The organism is Rubneribacter badeniensis (assembly GCF_002899695.1).
In the GTDB taxonomy this organism is placed as follows: Bacteria; Actinomycetota; Coriobacteriia; order Coriobacteriales; family Eggerthellaceae; genus Rubneribacter; species Rubneribacter badeniensis.
In genome coordinates, this window is record NZ_PPEL01000073.1 from 1 (window position 1) to 18,316 (window position 18,316).

Consider the following 18,316-nt stretch of genomic DNA (forward strand, 5'->3'; position numbering starts at 1 on the left):
CTTCCCCCTCCCCCCCCCCTCTCTTCCGTTTTCTCGATCCTGCGGATGCTCGGGCATTCGCGACCGCCCGTCCCGTGTCGTTTCGTGGCGCTTTTCGACTTCGTCGGCCCTGCTGCTCCGCGTTCTCTGCGATGAGGGGTGGGGAAAAGGGAGGCTTTCCAGTGCCTTTGCGCTTTCCGAGATGTTTCACGTGAAACACTTGTCGCAATGACGTGCGATATAAGAACAAATGTTTCACGTGAAACACCGAAGGGAGCGTTCATGCTGGGGCGAGGTGGCGATTGGTGCTGTTCTTGCCGGTCGCGTTTCCGCTCGCTTTCGGTGTAGTTGCCTTCTGAGCGCGTCTTGCTTGCCGCGCGCTCCTGCCGCATGTGCTCCCGCTGCGTCGCTCTGCCTGCCGTGCGAGCCCCTGCTGCGCGCGTCTCGGCTTCGCTCGTCGCGCGCGACTCCCGCATGCTGCCTTGTGCGCATCTTTGCGCTTCGTTTGTCGCGTGCTTCCGTCCGTCTGTCATGCGTCGTTTCGTGCGCGTCTCCGGGGTTCTCCCCTGTGGCAGCTGGCAGCGGTCGGCAGCGGTCAGCGTTGCGTCTTTGTCGGAGCTGCGCCTTCGACCCCGTTTGCCGCGTTTGGCTCGACGGCTTTACGCCCGTCCTTGCCCGTGCGCGCTCTTGCGCCTTCACTCGTAGCGCGCTTCCCGCCGTGCGCGCCTCTGCTCCTCTCGACCACAGCGCGTCTCCGCAACCGCTCGCCGCCTGCCTTGCCGTTGCGGCAAGCCTTCCGGCAGGTCGGAACGGCGGGGGCGCGCCTCATAACAAACAGCGGGGGGCGCGTCTGGCGATCCAGACGCGCCCCCCGCGTTTCCGCGTAGCGCTTCCTTGTTGCAAGGGCCGCCGTGGAAGCGCGTATCGCTCCTTCGGCTTGCGACGCGCTCGATCGACCCGGCGCATCGCCTCGTCGTCCCGTCGGCTACGCTTGCGCGGAGGCCTCGTCGTCTGCGACGGCGTTTGCCGCAGCGGCGGGCTTCGCCGCAGACGCCTTCTGCTTGAACGCGGCCCAAATGCCGGCAGCGCATGCCGCGCCTACGAGCGGCGCCACGATGAACACCCACACCTGCGACAGCGCGGTGGCATCGCCGGACGCGGCCATCATGAGCGCAGGGCCGAAGCTGCGCGCCGGGTTCACGGACGTGCCTGTGAGCGGGATGCCCATGATGTGTACGAACGCCAGCGTGAGGCCGATGATGAGCCCTGCGTAGGGAGCCGTGCGCTCATCGGCGGTGGAACCCAGCACCGACAGCACGAACACGCAGGTCAGGATGATTTCCACGATCACGGCGCCAATGGCGGTGAGGCCCACCGTTGAGGCCGCGTCGTAGCCGTTGCAGCCCAGGCCGGTGGCGACCACGCCGCCGAGGTTGCACATGCCGATGATGGCCATCAGCGCGGCTGCGGCGACGATGCCGCCGACGAACTGGGCGATCCAATAGCCGATCAGGTCTTTCGCCGACAACCGCCCGTCCAAGAACAGGCCCAGCGACACGGCGGGGTTGATATGGCAGCCCGACACGTTGCCGATGACGAACGCCATGGCCACGATGGACAGCCCGAACGCCATCGCGATGCCGAGGGTGCCCAACGTTGCGCCTGCCACGGCGGCGCTTCCGCACCCGAACAGCGTGAGCACGAACGTGCCGAACGCCTCTGCCCCGTACTTCTTCAAAGACGACGCCTCCATGCGAACCCCTCTTCCCCGTTACTGGGCGGCGCCGATGCGGCAGATCGTGCTCCCGCAATCGGGGCACGTGCCCTTCGTGATGGGCTTGCCGTTCTTCGTCGTGCTCGCGACGGGATCCTTCATCGTCTTCTTCTCCTTGCATTTCATGCAGTACGCTTCAATTGCCATGATCGCTCCTTTTCCGAATTCCGATACTTGTGCGTTGCGAATTGGTACGCCCATGTTCTTATGAGGGAAACCCCACGTCAATGCTCTTAAAAATAAGTTAAGTGCTTGACGAGAACACCGAAGAGAGGATATCTGCGCGCTCTCTGTTGAATTGCCGTCAACATGAGTTCGCGTTCGTCGGATCTCGGGCCGAGTCCTCTCTGATCCCGCGTTCCACGTTTCGGAAGGCTCTGCCCGTTGGATGGGCGGGGCCTTCCGAAACGCGGAAGCGGGCTGCGTGCGGCGATGCGACGTGGCCTCTGTCGACGGTGGCCTAACAGAGATTTCGCGCGTCTGCCCTGTCGCGATCTTTGCCGCAGTCGCCCGCTTTGCGCTTGGAAGGCCATCACGAAGGATCGCCCAAAGCGGCGATCAGGTTGTTGAACGCTTCGGTCATGGAGGGGTGCGTGAACACCGCATCGCGCAGCGCGGTGGCGGGTATGCGCGCGTCCATGACGATCTTCACGAGGTTGACCAGCTCCTGGGCATCCTCGCAGAACAAGTCCATGCCCAGCACAAGGTCGGACTCCGCATCGACCACGACCTTCATGAGGCCCGTCTCGTCCTGCAGAATGCTCGCTTGGGAGATGTTTTCCGCAGGCAGCGTGGCCGTGCGCACGGTGAATCCGGCTTCGCGCGCCTCGCGTTCCGTGATGCCGATGCGCGCGAACGGGGGATGCGCGAACGTGCAGCGCGGGATGGCGCCGCGGTTCTCGGTGGTGCGGAGGCCGTCGCCCAGCACGTCGTCGCGCACGATGCGGAAGTCGTCGTAGGAAAGGTAGGTGAATTGCGGGCCGCCCGTGACGTCGCCCAGCGCCCATACGTTGGGCGCGCTCGTGCGCAGGTGCTCGTCCACTGCGATGCCGCCGCGCTCGTTGCGCGCGATGCCGGCGGCATCCAGGTTGAGGCCGTCCGTGTTCGGCGCGCGTCCGGTGGCGACGAGCACCGCGTGGGCGGGAAGGCGCAGTTCGCGGTCGGGGCTCGTGCCGCCTTCGCCTTCGCCCTCGTCTTCGGTTCCGCTCGGTGCGTTCTCGCCTAGTGCGCTTTCGCCATCTCGCTCGTCGCGCCGTTCGCCGACGCGCACATGCACGAGCACCTGGTCGTGCTCGTCGTCGATGCGCTCGACCTCCGCGTTGCAGACGATCTCGATGTCGCGCTCCTCCAAGCTGGCGCGCACGGCGTGTGCGATCTGGTCGTCCTCGCCTTCGAGGATGGCCGGCCCGCGCTGCAGAACGGTCACCTGCGCGCCGAAATCGGCGTACAGCGAGGCGAACTCGAGCCCGACGAACCCTCCACCGATGATGATCAGCTGACGCGGCAGCGTCTGCACGTCGATGAGGGAGCTGCTCGTGTGGACGCGCGGGCTGTCGATGCCGGGGATGGGCGGCAGCTTCGGCGTGGAGCCGCTGTCGATGAACACGCGATCAGCCGAGAGCGTGCGTTCGCCTTCGTCTGAGGCGACGGTGAGCTGCAGCGGGCCCGAGAACGAGGCTTCTCCCATGATGATGCTCACACGGTCGCGGTCGGCAAGCGAGTGGTAGTTGCGTTCGCGTGCCCGTTTGCGGATGCGGTCCATGTGCTCGACGGCCGCTTCGTAGCGCTGCTCTTGCTGCACGATCGACCCTCCCTCGGCTGCGGACAGGCGCGCCGACTGCACGAGGGCCTTCGTGGGGATGCACGCGTTGTTCACGCACGCGCCGCCGAACATGGCGTCGGAGCGCTCGACGACGGCGACCGTCTGCCCTGCGTCGGCGAGCGCCGCGCTCTATGGTAGGAGGATGCTCGAAGATGGGCGTCTGCGTGTGAAAACCGCGCCGAAGTGGTAAGCAAGTTGTAGGGAAAGCGTAAACGTGACAGCGGGACGGGGATGATGTCACATTCTGCGCAAACGATGAAACGTCGTAAGCCCTTCGGGAATGTGACATCATCCCCGTCCCGCCGCCACGCCCCTGTCACGCCCTCCCGGCATCGTGGATGCCTCGAATTCCCAATCGGCGGCGTTTTCGGCCCTGCCGGGTCGCTGCCGGTGTTGGTCGCCGCGATGCGCCGTTGGCTCGCGAGGTTCCGTGCGCCCCGGCGTCGCGACGTGCCAGGTGCCCGCGCCATCATGCCGACCATGCCGATTTTGATCTCGCAGGGCTTTTTTTTTGGGGGGGGGGGGGATGTAAATGCGATTTTGCTTTGATATGATGCGGGTATCGTTTCCGTGCGCGGCGCTTGGGAGCGCCGGGGCTCGGTTTTGCAATTGAGACAGAAAGGGAAAAGAGATGGCAGGGAGCCAGACGAAAAGAAGGAAAGGGGGGGGGGTAGCAGGTTCTTCTCTGCGCTGCTTGCCGCGGCGCTCTGCCTTGGTCTGATGCCCCTTCCCGCGATGGGGCGGGCCGACGCCGCGCCATCTGTGCCGCAGACGGCGCAAGCCGCATCCGATGCGGCATCCGAGGGCGGCGTTCCCTCATGCGAGCAGGTGACGCTCGATGCCGCCGATGCGGCGGCAAACGCCGGCCAGGGCGCGGATGACGGCGATGGGGCGCAGGCCGCATCCGAACCCTCGAACGACACTTCCGCTCTTCCGTCGAAAGGGCAAGCCGATGCCGCCGATAACGCGGCGCAATCCGGCGATTCCAATCCCGTGCAAGATTCCGGGTTCAAGTACGGCGATTCCGACGGCCAAGCCGATGTTGCTGCAGGTGAGGGCAAGGCGCTTGATGCGCAAGGCGATGCCTCGTCCATGCTTGCGACGGATGGGGCGACTGGTCAGGGTGCCGATGAGGCCGGAAGCGCCGATTCAGCAATGTCTGATGCTGCGCGCGCCGAGGATAACCCATTTCTTTCCCCCGACGATTATCCTCAGTCGGAAGACTACTACTCCACAATCAACATCCATGAGCTTTACCAGGTCACTGCGGATGGGCGACGTTATGACGAGATTATCTACGACGCGCCCGATCCTGTGAACAGCATCTTCGATGGCAGGTACAACACCGCGCTGCATATCGTCCCCGGTCCTTCCAAGGTAAATCCGGACTGGCTTGACCTTGAGGACTACTACCTGCACCTTTCGCTGTCGAGCGACAAATGCCCCGATGCCGACGAGATACGCATCACGAGCATTGGGACTTACTGGATTAACCAGGTGACGGAGGTTTGCAGCTCGCCGGGCGGCCCTGGCGAGGTTGTCTCCGGGTCGACCGAAAATGGCATTTGGAGTGGCACGGTGCGCATCGATACCAAGGCTGCCATGGACGGCTTTCTCAATACCCATATGGCTCTGTACGGTTTGACATTCGACTTGTATAAAGATGGCGAGAAGGTTGCCGAGGACGGGACATACTACTGGTACGAGACGTCTGACGGCGATATCGAATTCGAAAGCGGCCGCTCGATACTCCCCCTCAACGACGGATCCGGGAACACGTTCGTGTTCGCGGGAGCTGGTGGCCACGGAGGTGTCGGCAATGCGCAGGAAGAATATCTACCGCAAAACGTCCAGGGCATGTGGCTCAACACCTCCCATGTGCAGGGCTGTTTCGACGAATTCTCGCAACCTCCCTCCATCGACTATCTGAACGAGCGCATCACGTTCTCATGGAGGATTGACGGCGCGTATATAAGCAGGGTATTCGACCCCGATAGTGATGAGATATGGCTTCCCGAGGGTGTCTCGATGAGTGAGGCATTCATGGGCGGTGACGCGAGTGTCGGCGGCGTGGAGGACACGGTTGCCCTCAAGGACGTGGGTATCTCCGGCTCCATAAGATTCGAACCCAGTTATCATTCCGCCCTCAACGCGTCCGTGCCCCTCACTGCTGCGCTCGATAGCGGTTCCGGGACATGGGCCGATCCGCAGGGCGAAAGCGACGTGTCGCTGTTTTTCGATAGATGGGCCATCGAGCGCCTGAAACCCTATGTGACCGATCCGGACAAGTGGGTTCTAATGCTCGGTTATTTGATGGGAACCAAGTTTAACAGTGGTCTGGAAACTTATATGCCTCCCACCAAGCCCGTCGTGGCCGAGGATGTGCCTTCGCGCCCCGAGGCGCCGACGGTCGAAACGCCCCTCATCTTCGGCGATGGCGAGGCGGTCATCGCGCCTCAGAGCGACATCCCGAACGCCTACTTCGAGCACAGCCACGATGGCGGCGAGACGTGGGTGGGGCACACCCAGGGGAGCTGGACCGAGGCCGCCGGCGCCGAGATCCTGGTGCGCGTGGCCGCGAGCCAGGAGGACGGGCGCTTCGCGAGCCGCGCGACGCCCGTGAAGGTGGAGAGTGCCGTAAGCGTCGACTTCGCCTTCGAGGACGAGGCCGGCTCTCCGATGGGCGACGAGGCGGCGGGCGCGCTCGCCGCCGACGGCTCGGTTGGCTTCGAGGGCGCCGGCCTGTACGCCGTCGAGAACGACGCCCATCATGCGCTGCGCGCCGAGGGCGCGCCCACGCGCTGGGTGGCCGAGGGCGGCTCGTACGCGCTGCCGAGGTTCGCGCAGGGCGAGGGCACGTGGGAGACGCCCGGATACGACGTCGCGAGGCTGGAGTTCGAGCCGGCCGGCGGCGGCGAGCGCGAGCTGCTCGCCGAGGGCGACGCCTGCTATTCCTATACGCAGGTGCCCGACGTGGGTAAGGGCGGGCGTGTTATCGCCACGCTGGCAGAGCGCGACTATCGCGTCGCCTGGGCGGTCGACCACGAATCCGGCTTTGATTACGCGACGAGCGAGGGCACGGGCGGCGTGCTGCCCACGGTGCAGCTGGTCACGTTCTCCCAGACGGTCTACACGAAAATCGCCCCGCTTGAGAACTGGGACGACGGCGTGTTCGAGGGCGGCGTCGCGCCCGACGAGGCGACCGACCCCGAGGATATCTTCTGGACGGGATACGTGCGCGACCCCTGGGCGTTGAAGTCCAACGCCGCCGACCCGGCGCAGGGCAGCGGCTACCGCGACTTCCAGGTGGCCGCCCATCTGGGCAACGTGCGCGACCTAACGCCTTCCGCGTGGTTGAAGGCCGAGGGCGGCACGCGCGACGCGGCAAGCTGGCGCGATGCCGACACCGTCACCTTCGGCGTGGTGTATCGCGAGGTGCAGGGCGTCTACGGGCTGTCTTTCGGCCTCTCCGACGCCGATCACGGAACCGGTTGGACGAACGAGAACGGCGCCCAGGCGCGCCGCAGCCTGCTCACGCCTGCGCGCACAGGGTTCTCCCCGCGCCTCGTGGCGCCCGGGGCCGCATCGTCCATCGGCGTGGGCGAGCGCGCTGGGAACTCCGTGTTCTCGGGCTATTTCTTCGCCGCGCGCGAGGGCTTGGGGCTTGATAACCCCGAGTATCGCTGGGATGCCGCCAAGTCGGTGGAGGCCAACCTCGAGGCGGCCTATGGCGCGCAGTCGCGCCCTGATGACCCGTCGGTGGGCGAGGGCAACCCCGACCGTCCCTACCCCGACGAGGGCAATCCGGCCACCGGCGACGAGGTTGCGGCTACGGCTCAGGCCGACCTAGTGGCGCGCATCGAGAACGCCGGCGTGAGCCTGGCGTCGTCGACGCTGCCCGCGCTCGCCTCGGCGGATTCGCTTGCCCAGGGCGCATCGGGCGAGCTGGCGTTCGCGGCGGCCGACCTGTTCGCCCACGACGAGGCGCATGGCGTGACGCACGATGAGCCGTTCGCGTCGGAGCCGGCCATCGAGTTCACGGGCGCGACGTTCGAGGCCGCCGAAGGCGACCCCGCCGACTGGCTGACGGTTGACGCATCGGCCCTCGAGGGCGCGAAAATCGCCCAGGCCGATGCTGCGGTGGCGCTTCCGGCAACCGTCAAGGCCGGTCTTGACGTGGGCGTGTACGAGGGCGCGCTTACGCTCACATGGAGGTACACCGACACGACGGGCGCTGCGCACGAGGGGCTTTCGGCCGCCTTCGACGTGTCGCTTGATGTGCGCGCGCAGGCGGCGCAGGGCGCGACCCATATCGCCGCCGCCCACGATTACGCCGCGCTTGGCTCTGCCGCCGTTGACGAGCTGACCGACGGCGGGGTGCCCTCCGCGGCCAAGCTGGCCGACAAGATGGGGCTTGCCGTGGCCGAGGAAGGCGGCGCGAAGCTGGATTCTTCCGCTTGGCAGCTTGAGGGCGTGTCCGTGCGCGACGCGTCGGGTGCTGTCGTGGAGCGCATCACAGGCGACGAGCGCGACGCGATGACGGTGACGTTCACGGTGCGCGCAGGCGGCGAGACGCTTGAGCCCTCCGCGCAGCTGCGCCTGTTCGACACGGGCACCCCGTGGATGTACGCCAACGACGCGAGCGTGTGGCTGCCTTCCAAGGATGCGGCCCATGCGGAAAGCGATTGGTCGTATCGCTCGTGGGTGATGGGCGAGACGGGCGCTGCGGCGTACGATCCCGACAACAACTGGCGTCCCGTCGAGGTCATGCTGTTCTCCGACGGGGGATTGCGCGCTGCCGGCGAGGCCGACATGGGCAAAGCCTTCGAACTGACGCTCAAGGCGGGCGGCACGGTGGCGTCGAGCGAGGCGCACCCGAGCGTCACGCTGGTGCGCGTTCCCACCGCCGAGATTCCCGCGCCTGAGCAGCCTGCGCAGGACGTTGATGCCACGACGGACACGGCGCTTGCATGGGGCGGCGTGTCCGCGACCATCCCGGGCGCGTTCGGCAGCTTCGGCTACGAGCCGCCCGTCTCCTACGGCGTCGCTGCCGAGAGCGGCGAGGGCGCTGCGGGTTCGCTTGCGGTTGCCGAGGGCACGTCGGCGGACGGGCTTTCGCCCAACACGCGCTACGGCGTGGATGCGGGCCATGCCGAAAACGCCGTGTACGAGGCCGGCCAGCGCTCTGCCGCCGCGACGATGGCCACGCGTCCGAGCGCGCCCGCGCAGGATGATTTCGACTTCGACTACGAGGTGGAAACCGTGTCGTGGGACGTGTCGCGCCATGAGGGGTCCGGCGAGGTGAGCGTGTCAATCGCGCCCCTGCCGCTTGCGGGTGCGTCTGCGGAAGACGGCGCGCAGGGCGGCGGGCGTGCCGCCGAGAGCGTGGCGGACGTCGCCGCCGTCGGCCTGGACGCGCAGCATGCGACGCTCGCCGCCGTTGCCGTGGGTGTGGGCGGCGAGGATCTGGCATCCTCCGGGGCCATCGAGGTTCCGAACCGCGCGGCCGTACCCGTTCTGTCGTATGAGCCGGGACCGGACGCCGGGACGTTCGCGGGCTTCGACGCGGCATTTGTGGGCGAGGGCGGCGCGAGCCTGTACCAGGTGCGTGTGGACGGTGGCGCGTGGCAGCCGGCGACGCTTGCCCAGGGCGCTTCCGGCGCGTGGGAATACACCGCCGAGCTAGGCAAGACCTACGAGTTCCGCGTGGGCTGGTCGGACGGCGCGGGCAACGCCTGCGGCCTTGAGGGCTATACGGCGGCGCATTTCGCGAGCGCGCCGACGCAGGCCGTCACCGCCGAGCAAACGCCGCTTGCGTCGTGGGCGGTGGACGTGTACGAGCAGGGCGCGGACGGCTCGTGGCCGCAATCGCCCTCCCGCAGCGTGCCGTTCTTGGATCATGCGGGCGAGGAGGTTTCGGCCGACGTTGCCGCGCTGCTGCCCGCCGAGGGCTTCCATCACGATGCGGGGCACGAGGGCGAGGCCCTGTCCGGCACAGTGGTCGCCGATGGGTCGCTGCGCCTGGCCGTGTACCTCGCGCGCAACGTCCATGAAGTGACGTTCTCCTATGAGGGCGAGGTGCCCGAGGGCGCTCCGGCGACCCCCGATGCCGTCGAGGCGCTTTACGGCGCGCCCGTCGAGCTGCCCGCTGTCTCGCTCGAGGGCTGGGAGTTCTCCGGTTGGCGTGTCGCGTCTCCTGCGGGCGTGTCCGCTTCGGGCGGCGTGGTGGCCGCCATGCCCGATGCCGACGTGGCGCTTGCGGGCTCGTGGAGCCAGATCGGCCAGCCGCCCGCCGGGCTTCCGTCCGACGGGCGGCCGTCTGCCGATGGTCAGGGCGGGACGTCGGCCGTGCCGGCGCGGCTTGTTTCGACCGGTGATGCGTCTGTCGCGCTCGTCGCCGCGCTGCTGGCCGTCGCAGCCGCCGCGTCCGGCGCGCTCGCCGTCCGCCGCGCGCGGTGCCACAGGTAGCGCGGGATTTGCCTTATGCGCTCCATTGGCATCCGATGACTTCGCATGAAGTGTCATAGGGCGCATGGTAGATGAGGTTTGCGAGCGGGAAGCGCCGATGTGCTTCGGAGCTTCCCGCTGAGCTTTGGGACGCGAACGGTTTGTTTCCTCTGACAGACGCTATGGCATACACTCTGGCGTCTGCCCTGCATATTGCGCGATCCTTCCAGGGCGCAGAGGGGCAACGTATTCACCACTTATTGCTTTCGCCGTGGCGGGCTGCTCTCGAAAGTTCTATACTGAAGATGCGAAATCGAAGTGCGCAGGTGTTGGATTCGCGTTGAGGCGGTGCAATCCCGCCCGCCTCGGTTGACAAGGAGGCAGAGAATGGCTGTGAACAAGCTGCTCGTTGCGTTCGACGAATCCGAGGGCGCGAAGCGTGCGCTCGAAATGGCGGCTAGCCTGATCGAGCCGAACCCCGACGCTCATATGGACATCGTGTACGTGGTCCCCATCCCGCTGCTCGACGAGAGCCAGATGGCCAGCTTCAAGGACATCCTCGACATGATGATCTCCGACGGCGAGGACCTTCTGGCCAACGCCGCCAAAGACTTGGGGCCTGTGGCCGAGCGCACCGACTCGCTGCTTCTGACGGGCACGAACCCCGCCACCGAGATCATCAAGCTTATCGATCAGCGCGACTACGATTTAGTTGTGGTGGGCAACCGCGGCCTGAGCGGCTTCAAGGAATACCTGGGCAGCGTGAGCCACAAGCTGCTGCATGCGTCGAAGATTCCCGTGCTCGTGGTGAAGTAGGGTGTGACAAAGGGACGGGGATATTGCCACATTCCGCTCTCTGCCGGACTGTCATCGCACGTGCGGCGTGGTGGTCGCGTGTGCGGGCGTTGGGCGACTCCGGTGGCCTCGGCGCATGAGGGTGCCTTCGTATGACCAGGGGGCAAAGAAACAAAGGACAGATTCGTTCTGTGTTGCATTCCGAACCGTTGTGCACGTGCAGGAGGACCCGCCAAAGGGTCCTCCTGCACGAAAGGGTCGTACGGGGCTTGTAAGGCCGTTTGGCCTACAGCCTAGCGTACTCGAGCGCCGACTGCGCGGCGATGCGGCCGGTGACGGTGCCCATGCACAGTGACGCGCCGCTCACGGCATAGCGCAGGTAGAACAGCTCGGCGTTGCCGAGGGTGCCACCGGCGTACAGGCCGGGCACGGGCTGGCGGTTCTCGTCGAGCACTTCGGCTTTCGTGCTGATGGCAAGCGCGCCGAACGAGTCGTTCGTGTTCGGCGTGATCTGGATGGCGTAGAAGGGGGCCTGCGTCAGCGCCTGCAGGTCCTCGGGCTTCTTGTGGAAGTCGGCGTCCTCGCCGGCCTCGCACAGGGCGTTGTACTTCTCAACGGTTTTGACGAGCGGGTAGCTGGGCAGGCCCGCCTCTTCGGCCAGCGCCTCGATGGTGTCGGCCGTGTTCACAACGGCCTTCTCCACGCCTTTCTTGACAAGCTCCAGGCGCTTTTCGGGAAGCTGCGAGTCGCAGATGATGAAGAACTTTTTGCGCCCGCTCTGCACGAAGGGCGTGAAGTAGTCGAACTGGCTGGTCATAGACTCGTTCGCGCAACGGTAGCCCAGGTCGGTGACGAACACGCCGGTGTTCACCATGCGCAGCGAGCTCAGCTCGTCGTTGAGCGGCAACGGCTCGTGGCCCACCAGGTGGATCTGCGACAGGCCGCCCTTGAGCAGCACCATCGCGCCCGCCTGCCGTGCCAGCTCAATGCCGTCGCCGGTGTTGCTGGGGCTGGAGAACGTGTGCCAGCCCACCGCGCCGGGGGCGTAGAGCTCCTTCGACCAATCCTGCCCGTCGAAGCCGCCGCATGCCAGCATGACGGCTTTCGCGTTGATGACGTACTCCGTGGAGCCTTGGCGCGCCTTCACGCCGGTTGCGGCTCCGTCGTCCATGATCACCTCGACGGCGCGCGTCTCCATCATGAGCTCGACGCCGTTCTTCTCGGCCTCGGCGATGAGGGTGTCCACCAGCCCCTTGCCTCCGGTGGTGGACAGCATGGAGCGGTCGGTGGCGCCCTCTTCGGGCTTCTTGTCGAAGTCGCAGCCCATTTCGACGAGCCAGTCCATGGCTTCGCCGCCGTTTTCGGCCACTAGGCGGCAGATGTCCATGTTGGCGTCGCCGTCGGACTGGTCGAAGTAGAACTGCGCGATCTCTTCGGGCGTGCCGTAGTCGGTGTAGCCCAGCTCGTCTTGCTTCTTCGATCCGCAGCAGTAGAAGTTGCCGGAGCAGATGGACGAGTCGCCTCCGGTGACGGTGTGCTTCTCGAGCACGATCACCTTAGCGCCCGCGCGCGAGGCCTCCACGGCCGCGCTCATGCCGGCGATGCCGCTGCCCACCACCACGAGATCGGCGTCTTTCGTCTCCTGCTTGTCAGCCGGCTTTTCCGCAGCGGCTTGAATGGTGTCGGGGGCGTCCGCAGATGCGCTCGGGCTGTTGCCGGTGCCGTTGCTGTTGGCGTTCGGGCTTGCAGTGGAGGCTGTTCCCGCGCCTGTTTGCGGTGTGCATGCGGCGAGGCTTCCTCCGGCCACGAAGGCGGCGGATGCGCCGAGCCCCAGCACAAAGGCGCGGCGGCTCAGGCCCGGACGTGCAGGGTTCTCGACGTGTTCGGGCGTGGTTTCGGGGCGCGCGTTGCGCTTGGCTGCTTGCTTGTTCCCCTGGTCGGTCATGCGGTCCTCCTTCTCGGAAAATGGAACACGGTCAGCTGAGCGCGATCCTCTTTTCGGAGCGACCCAGCTTGCAGGAGGCATCATCGGGGACGGGCGATGCGTTTGTCAGCCCCAAAGTGGGTGGGCGGGGCGCATGGGCGCGCGCTTCGACGTTTCCGCGCGACCCTCCACTTTGGGTGGTTCTTCGGCGCAACGCTTCAATTTCCGTCGTTTGAGCTGGGATTATGACTGGCTTCGCCGTTCGAACAGCTCCACGCGGTCGAGAAGGTCCTGCTTGTCCCTTGCGTCGCTTTTCTGATAGATGTTGCGGATGTAGCCCTTGACGGTGTTCGGCGATAGATCCAACTCCGCGGCGATGTAGGTGCGCGTGCGGCCTTGGGCAAGGAGCACGAGCACGTCCGCTTCGCGCGGGGTGAGGCCGTGATGTTCGGCGAAGCGACGCAGCAAGTCGGTTTGCAATGCGAGGACATCGGAGGTCGCGACGGGTGCTGCGGCCGGGGCGGGACTGACGGGTTTCGTCGAAGCGGCCGTAGCATCGGCCGAGGCTGACGCGGCGACGGGTTCGCGCTCCTCGTTCGACATCGAAGCGGATCGCGCGCGGCGCCGTTCGATCCGCGCGGTCAGCACCGGGCTGAGAGCTAGGACGAACAGCGACACAAGCGACACGAGCGCAAGCCCCCCGGTCGGCACCTCCTGCGTCAGCACGAACGAGCCGAACAGCACCCCTGCCAAGATGAGCGACCCTGAAATCGCCAACGCTGCACCCACATACACCCGAACAGACACATGGTCGTGCCCTCCCAGCAGGCACACGGAGACGCGGGCGTTCATCCCCGTCAGGTAGAATGCCACGAACACCAGCGTGGTGGCTGCCACGTGCAGTCCGGGGGAGGTAATGAACGGCAGTGCCACGAGTGCAAGCGCTACGACGGGGAACAGCATGTTGTATAGGTCGCTTGCCGCGAAGGCTCTTTTGCGCCGTGCCGCGTGCGCGAGCATGGCCGCGGCGGCTGCCAGGATGCCTGTGACCGCCTGCGTTTCGATGGGCACGGCGCTTTCCGCTTTCGTGGCGACTTGGCTCACCGCGCCGAACACGAACGAGAACACTGCCAAGTACAAAACGGCTTTCACAAAATCGCCCGCGCCGCCTTCCAAAAAGGCCGATGAGCTATCGGTTTCTTCGAACGTCTGCCGCTGCATGAGCGGTGCCGCCGAAATGACGATGATGACGAGGGCGAACAGGATCTCGGTCGCTCCCGAGGCGTAGAAGATGAGTGCCGCTATGCCCCCTCCGCACAGAAAGGCGAGTGGAACTGTGCGCGCGAGCGAAAGCTGACCGTTTTCGTGAAGCGTCGTGATGCGTGTCATCCAGCCCAGTTCGGTTGTGGCCAGCCCATAGCCGATGGTGCTGGAGGCGAAAAACGCGTACGGCCAGCCGCCCTCGATGATGCCGGTTGTACGTCCCAGCATGAGAAGGTTGCCGATGAAGACTGCTGCGTACGCTCCCGCCATGCGCAATTGGTGACTTCGCGTGCGGTGGGATAGGCGTGCGAGTGCGGTGAGCGCGGTGAACGCCATCGTGAGCGAGTACGCGAGGAAGAACAAGGCACCGAACGCATCGCCCGCGCCGTGGGATAGGCTCATCTCCTGCAGAAATGTGCTTGAGATCATGAGGGGGAACGTGAGGCCGCATATGATGCCGTAACCGACAACGCTTGTCCCCTGCGTGCGCTGCCTGTCGAGGGCGCTTGTCGAGCCTTCGTCCATAGAGCTTCCTTCCGTGGCTGTCCATCGTATTCTACCAGCCCCCCCCCCTCGATGCGGTAGGGGTTTCGAGTCCGTGTTTCGGGCGTTTCCTCAAGGAGGTTGCGTGATGCGACAAGGGATGGGGACGATGCTCCGTTCTCGGAAGGCTTGCGGATCCTTGTTGCTTCGAGGTCGCCGATGTATTCCGCTCTCTGCCGAGCCGCCGTGGTGTGCGGCTCGGCGGGCGCGCGGATGCGGATCCGGCGATCCTTGGCGTGCGGCTCGGCGGCTTTGGCGGACGCGCGGGCGCGGGCCTGGCGGCTCTTGGCGCGTGGACGGGCGCTTTTCGTGGCGGGAAATGACGGGAAACCGCCATTCGGAAAGGGCCGCGACGAGACGGCGGCGAAGCGGCTCATCGTTTCCCCTGGTTAGCGCATCGACCCGCTTTCGACCTAACGGAAGGCGAAGCGCGCGAACGCGGTTTTCCGTCAAAACCCGCCACGAACGTGCACGGCCTTTGCCGATCCCGGCTTGACATAGGCCGGGTCAGCCCGCCGGGCAAAACCTCGTCAGCGCTTCGGAAGGCCCCGCCCCGCCCGACGGGCGGGGCCTCATGCTGCGCCGACGGGGCCTCGCCCGCCGGGCCGACCCGGCCCCTGCCGACCCTGGCTTGACGCAGGGTTCGGCCCGAAGCGGCACGGATCGCGCCTTGCGCATAGGCTTCCCTCCGGAAAAGCGCCCCGTGGGGCCGGCGGCGGCTCCGGCGGGGATCCCGAGCTGGGGAAACGCTCTCGCCGGGACGGGAGGGCGCTCGGCCGCCTATGCGCAAGGCGCGATCCGTGCCGCTTCGGGCCGACGTCTGTGCCGAACCGCGACCGATGCGCCTTGCGCCCTCCCGATGTCGAGCCCGGCCAGGATAGGCTCGGCTCGAAGATCGGCGAGCGCAGGTTCGTGTCAATTTTGGTTTAACGCAGAGGCAATGAAGGTCTATGTTAAACCAGGATTGACACGAACCCATGTTCTTCTAGCTCCGAGCCGGACCCCTCCGGCCGGGCGCCCCGCAAGGCCCCCGCCTGGTGGATAGGGGGCTTCCGAGGCGTCTGGGCGATCCGCGCGCGGCGGGGCCGATCTGGCCTATATCAATCTCGGTTTAACAGAGGCAATGAAGGCTCTGGCGCAAAATTACGGTTAAGAACGATTTTTCGATCAGATCGAATTTCACGACCTGGCGTTTCTCCGAAAACGCTCCTCCAGAGGACAGAAAAATCGTTCTTAACCGTGATTTCGTGCTACCACACCGGCGTGTCTCTTTTAAGCCAAGATTGATACAGGCCAGATCGGCCCGAGGGGCGAGGTTCCGCCAACACCGCAGGAGCCCCCGCCCGCCCGTCGGGCGGGCGGGGGCCTTCCGAAACTCCGGCCAGAGCAAACCCGGCTCAAGGATTGGCAAACATGAGTTCGTGTCAATTCTGGTTTAACGTAGACGTAGGTGCGGGACATGTCGTCTCGCTTCGTTCCCTTCGTCTCGCTTTGTGCGAGGGCGGCCTTGAGCGCACGGAACCGCTTCGAGGTTCTTTTGACGTGCATTGGGGGCAGCGCGGAGTCGGTGTGGCGGGAAACACGGGGTGCTGCCTGGGGTTTCTCCGACGGATGATCTTGCTGCGACGGCGGCGCAGGGCTTCACGGCGGTGATCTTCGTGCGTTCGAGGCCTCCCTCGGCTCTTTTGCCGCGAGTGCGCGGTGCGACCGCGTGCGAACAGGGGCGTGGCGCGGGAATGACGGTACGGTTTCCGCTGGGGTCGCCGCCTTCGCGAAGGCGGCGGCTGACATCATACTCGACGCGTCCGATAGAAACGGAGCGAAAGGGGAGCGATGAGCAAGTCGGATAAACCGTCGTGCGATGCGACTTCCGCGACCGCCGCGGCCAGCATGGCTGCCGCAGCCGACGCATCCGAGGCGGCTAGCACGATCGCTGCGACTGGCGCAACCTCTGCGAACGATGTGGTTGCTGCAGCCGATACGGCCCCCGTGCCCTTCGCGGTCGACGAAACCGGTACGGCTACCGCGACTGCCGCGGCCGACCCGACCGATGCAGCCGGCACGGCCTCCGCAACCACCGTGGCTGCCACGGTCGGCACGGCCCCTGCGACCGCCGGAGCCGACGAGGCCGACGCAACTGCCGTAGCCGACACGACCGGCGTGGCCTCAGCAACCGACACAACCCGCACGACCACCTCGACTACCGCGACCGGCGCAACCGGCGCGGCCGATACAGCCCGCACGACCAGCGTGGCCGCCGTGTTCGCGGGCCTCATGCTGGCCATGTTCGTGTCCACGCTGTCCGAGACGGTCACGGCCACGGCGCTGCCCACCATCGTGGGCGACCTTGGCGGCGTCGACCACATGCAGTGGGTGACGACGGCCTACATTCTGGCATCCACCATCATGATGCCCGTCTACGGCAAGCTCGGCGACCTGTTCGGCCGCAAGCACTTGTTCATTGTGGCGCTCTCCGTCTTCATCGTGGGATCGGCCACGTGCGGGCTCGCGCCCAGCATGGATGGCCTCATCGCGGGCCGCGCCGTGGAGGGCTTGGGCGGCGGCGGGCTCATCATCCTTTCGCAAGCCACCATCGCCGACATCATCCCGCCCCGGCAACGCGGCAAGTACATGGGCATCTTGGGCTCGGTGTTCGCGGTGTCCACGGTGGTGGGGCCGCTTTTGGGCGGGTGGTTCGTGCAGGTGACGGGCTGGCGCTGGCTGTTCGCCTTCAACATCCCGCTCGCGCTTCTGGCCATTGCGGCCGTGGCGTTCTTCTTGAGGCGGCCCGCGCGTCGCGCCGACCGGCCGCCGGTGGACGCGGCCGGCATGATGGCGATGGCCGTGTCTGTTTCGTCGCTCGTGTTGGCCACGGCATGGGGCGGCACGCTGTTCTCCTGGGCGTCGTGGCAGATCATCGCGCTGTTCGCGCTGTTCGCGGTTATGGCCGTGGTGTTCGCGCTCGTCGAGCGGCGCGCGAAGGAGCCCGTGATCCCTCTGTCTCTCTTCAAAAATCACAACTTCGTGGTGTGCACCGTTACAGGCATGTTCATCATGCTGGGGATGATGGGCACGGTGTCGTATCTGCCCACGTACTTCCAGATCGTGGACGGCCTCGCGCCCGAGCAGGCCGGCCTCATGACGTTTCCCATGATGGCGGGCGTGCTGGTCACGGCGGTGGGTGCGGGGCTTCTGGCCACGCGGACGGGCCGCTACAAATGGATGCCCATCGCGTCGTGCGCGGTGGCGGCGGTGGGGTTCGTGCTGCTGTCGCGCCTCGCGCCGGGGACGCCGCTTCCTGTGGCGGGCGCGTTTTTGTTCGTGCTGGGGTTCGGCATCGGGCTGGGGCAGCAGATCCTTGTGCTCATCGTGCAGAACGAGTTTTCCCACGCCATCGTGGGCACGGCTACGGCGGCGAACAACTTCTTCCGGCAGATCGGCTCTACGCTGGGTGCGTCGCTCGTGGGGGCTCTGTTCACGTCGCGGCTGGCGGCCGACCTGGCCGCGCAGCTGCCGCGCGTGGACAACATCAACATGAACCGCATCACTCCCGAATACGTGCGGCACCTCGCCCAGCCCGAGCAGGGCCTTATCGCCACGGCCTATTCCGATGCGCTTGTGCCCATCTTCCTGTACGTGGTGCCGCTGCTGATCGTCGGGTTCGTCCTCATGCTCACGCTGAAGGAGCACCCGTTGGCCACGAGCGTCGACCACGGTGGCCATTCCGGCGACGACGCATAGGGCGGGGCATCGGCTGTCTCATATACAA

The 18,316-nt window shown here is 65.9% G+C and carries 8 protein-coding genes and 1 pseudogene; 3 read left to right on the plus strand and 6 right to left on the minus strand.

The genetic code is table 11. From position 1 onward, the window contains the following. Window positions 1–964: 964 nt before the first annotated feature. The 4 genes and pseudogenes from C2L80_RS10470 to C2L80_RS10475 form a co-directional block, all read right to left on the minus strand. A complete protein-coding gene (locus C2L80_RS10470) occupies window positions 965–1,732 on the minus strand; it encodes an aquaporin (protein ID WP_087198550.1) in 768 nt (255 codons plus the stop codon). A gap of 18 nt (window positions 1,733–1,750) precedes the next feature. Further along, the gene (locus tag C2L80_RS14060; protein WP_169999058.1) at window positions 1,751–1,900 is read right to left on the minus strand and encodes a DUF5679 domain-containing protein; all 150 of its coding nucleotides are present in this window, start codon (window positions 1,898–1,900) and stop codon (window positions 1,751–1,753) included. Between the two features lie 385 nt (window positions 1,901–2,285). Continuing rightward, window positions 2,286–2,693: a hypothetical protein gene (locus C2L80_RS14590; protein WP_275668757.1), complete on the minus strand. Its 408-nt coding sequence runs from the start codon at window positions 2,691–2,693 to the stop codon at window positions 2,286–2,288. Between the two features lie 36 nt (window positions 2,694–2,729). After that, a pseudogene (locus tag C2L80_RS10475) lies at window positions 2,730–3,683 on the minus strand (FAD-dependent oxidoreductase); the annotation flags it as partial. Between the two features lie 627 nt (window positions 3,684–4,310). On the opposite strand from C2L80_RS10475, the gene C2L80_RS10480 reads away from it, so the two are divergent. Together C2L80_RS10480 and C2L80_RS10485 are read left to right on the plus strand one after the other, a co-directional pair. Continuing rightward, a complete protein-coding gene (locus tag C2L80_RS10480; protein WP_129589943.1) occupies window positions 4,311–10,043 on the plus strand; it encodes a hypothetical protein in 5,733 nt (1,910 codons plus the stop codon). A 366-nt stretch (window positions 10,044–10,409) separates the two neighbouring features. After that, entirely contained in the window at window positions 10,410–10,838 is a 429-nt protein-coding gene (locus C2L80_RS10485; protein WP_087198548.1) for a universal stress protein, read from the plus strand. A gap of 265 nt (window positions 10,839–11,103) precedes the next feature. On the opposite strand, the gene C2L80_RS10490 is transcribed toward C2L80_RS10485, so the two are convergent. Together C2L80_RS10490 and C2L80_RS10495 are read right to left on the minus strand one after the other, a co-directional pair. Next, window positions 11,104–12,762 carry an FAD-dependent oxidoreductase gene (locus C2L80_RS10490; RefSeq protein ID WP_103263178.1) on the minus strand — a complete coding sequence of 553 codons (1,659 nt, stop codon included), beginning with the start codon at window positions 12,760–12,762 and terminating at the stop codon, window positions 11,104–11,106. A gap of 222 nt (window positions 12,763–12,984) precedes the next feature. Continuing rightward, entirely contained in the window at window positions 12,985–14,529 is a 1,545-nt protein-coding gene (locus tag C2L80_RS10495; RefSeq protein WP_087198546.1) for a helix-turn-helix transcriptional regulator, read from the minus strand. 1,851 nt (window positions 14,530–16,380) lie between these two features. Here C2L80_RS10495 and C2L80_RS10500 point away from each other — a divergent pair. Further along, window positions 16,381–18,288, plus strand: coding sequence for an MDR family MFS transporter (locus C2L80_RS10500; RefSeq protein WP_239938918.1), 1,908 nt, complete (start codon window positions 16,381–16,383; stop codon window positions 18,286–18,288). The last annotated feature ends 28 nt before the right edge of the window (window positions 18,289–18,316 follow it).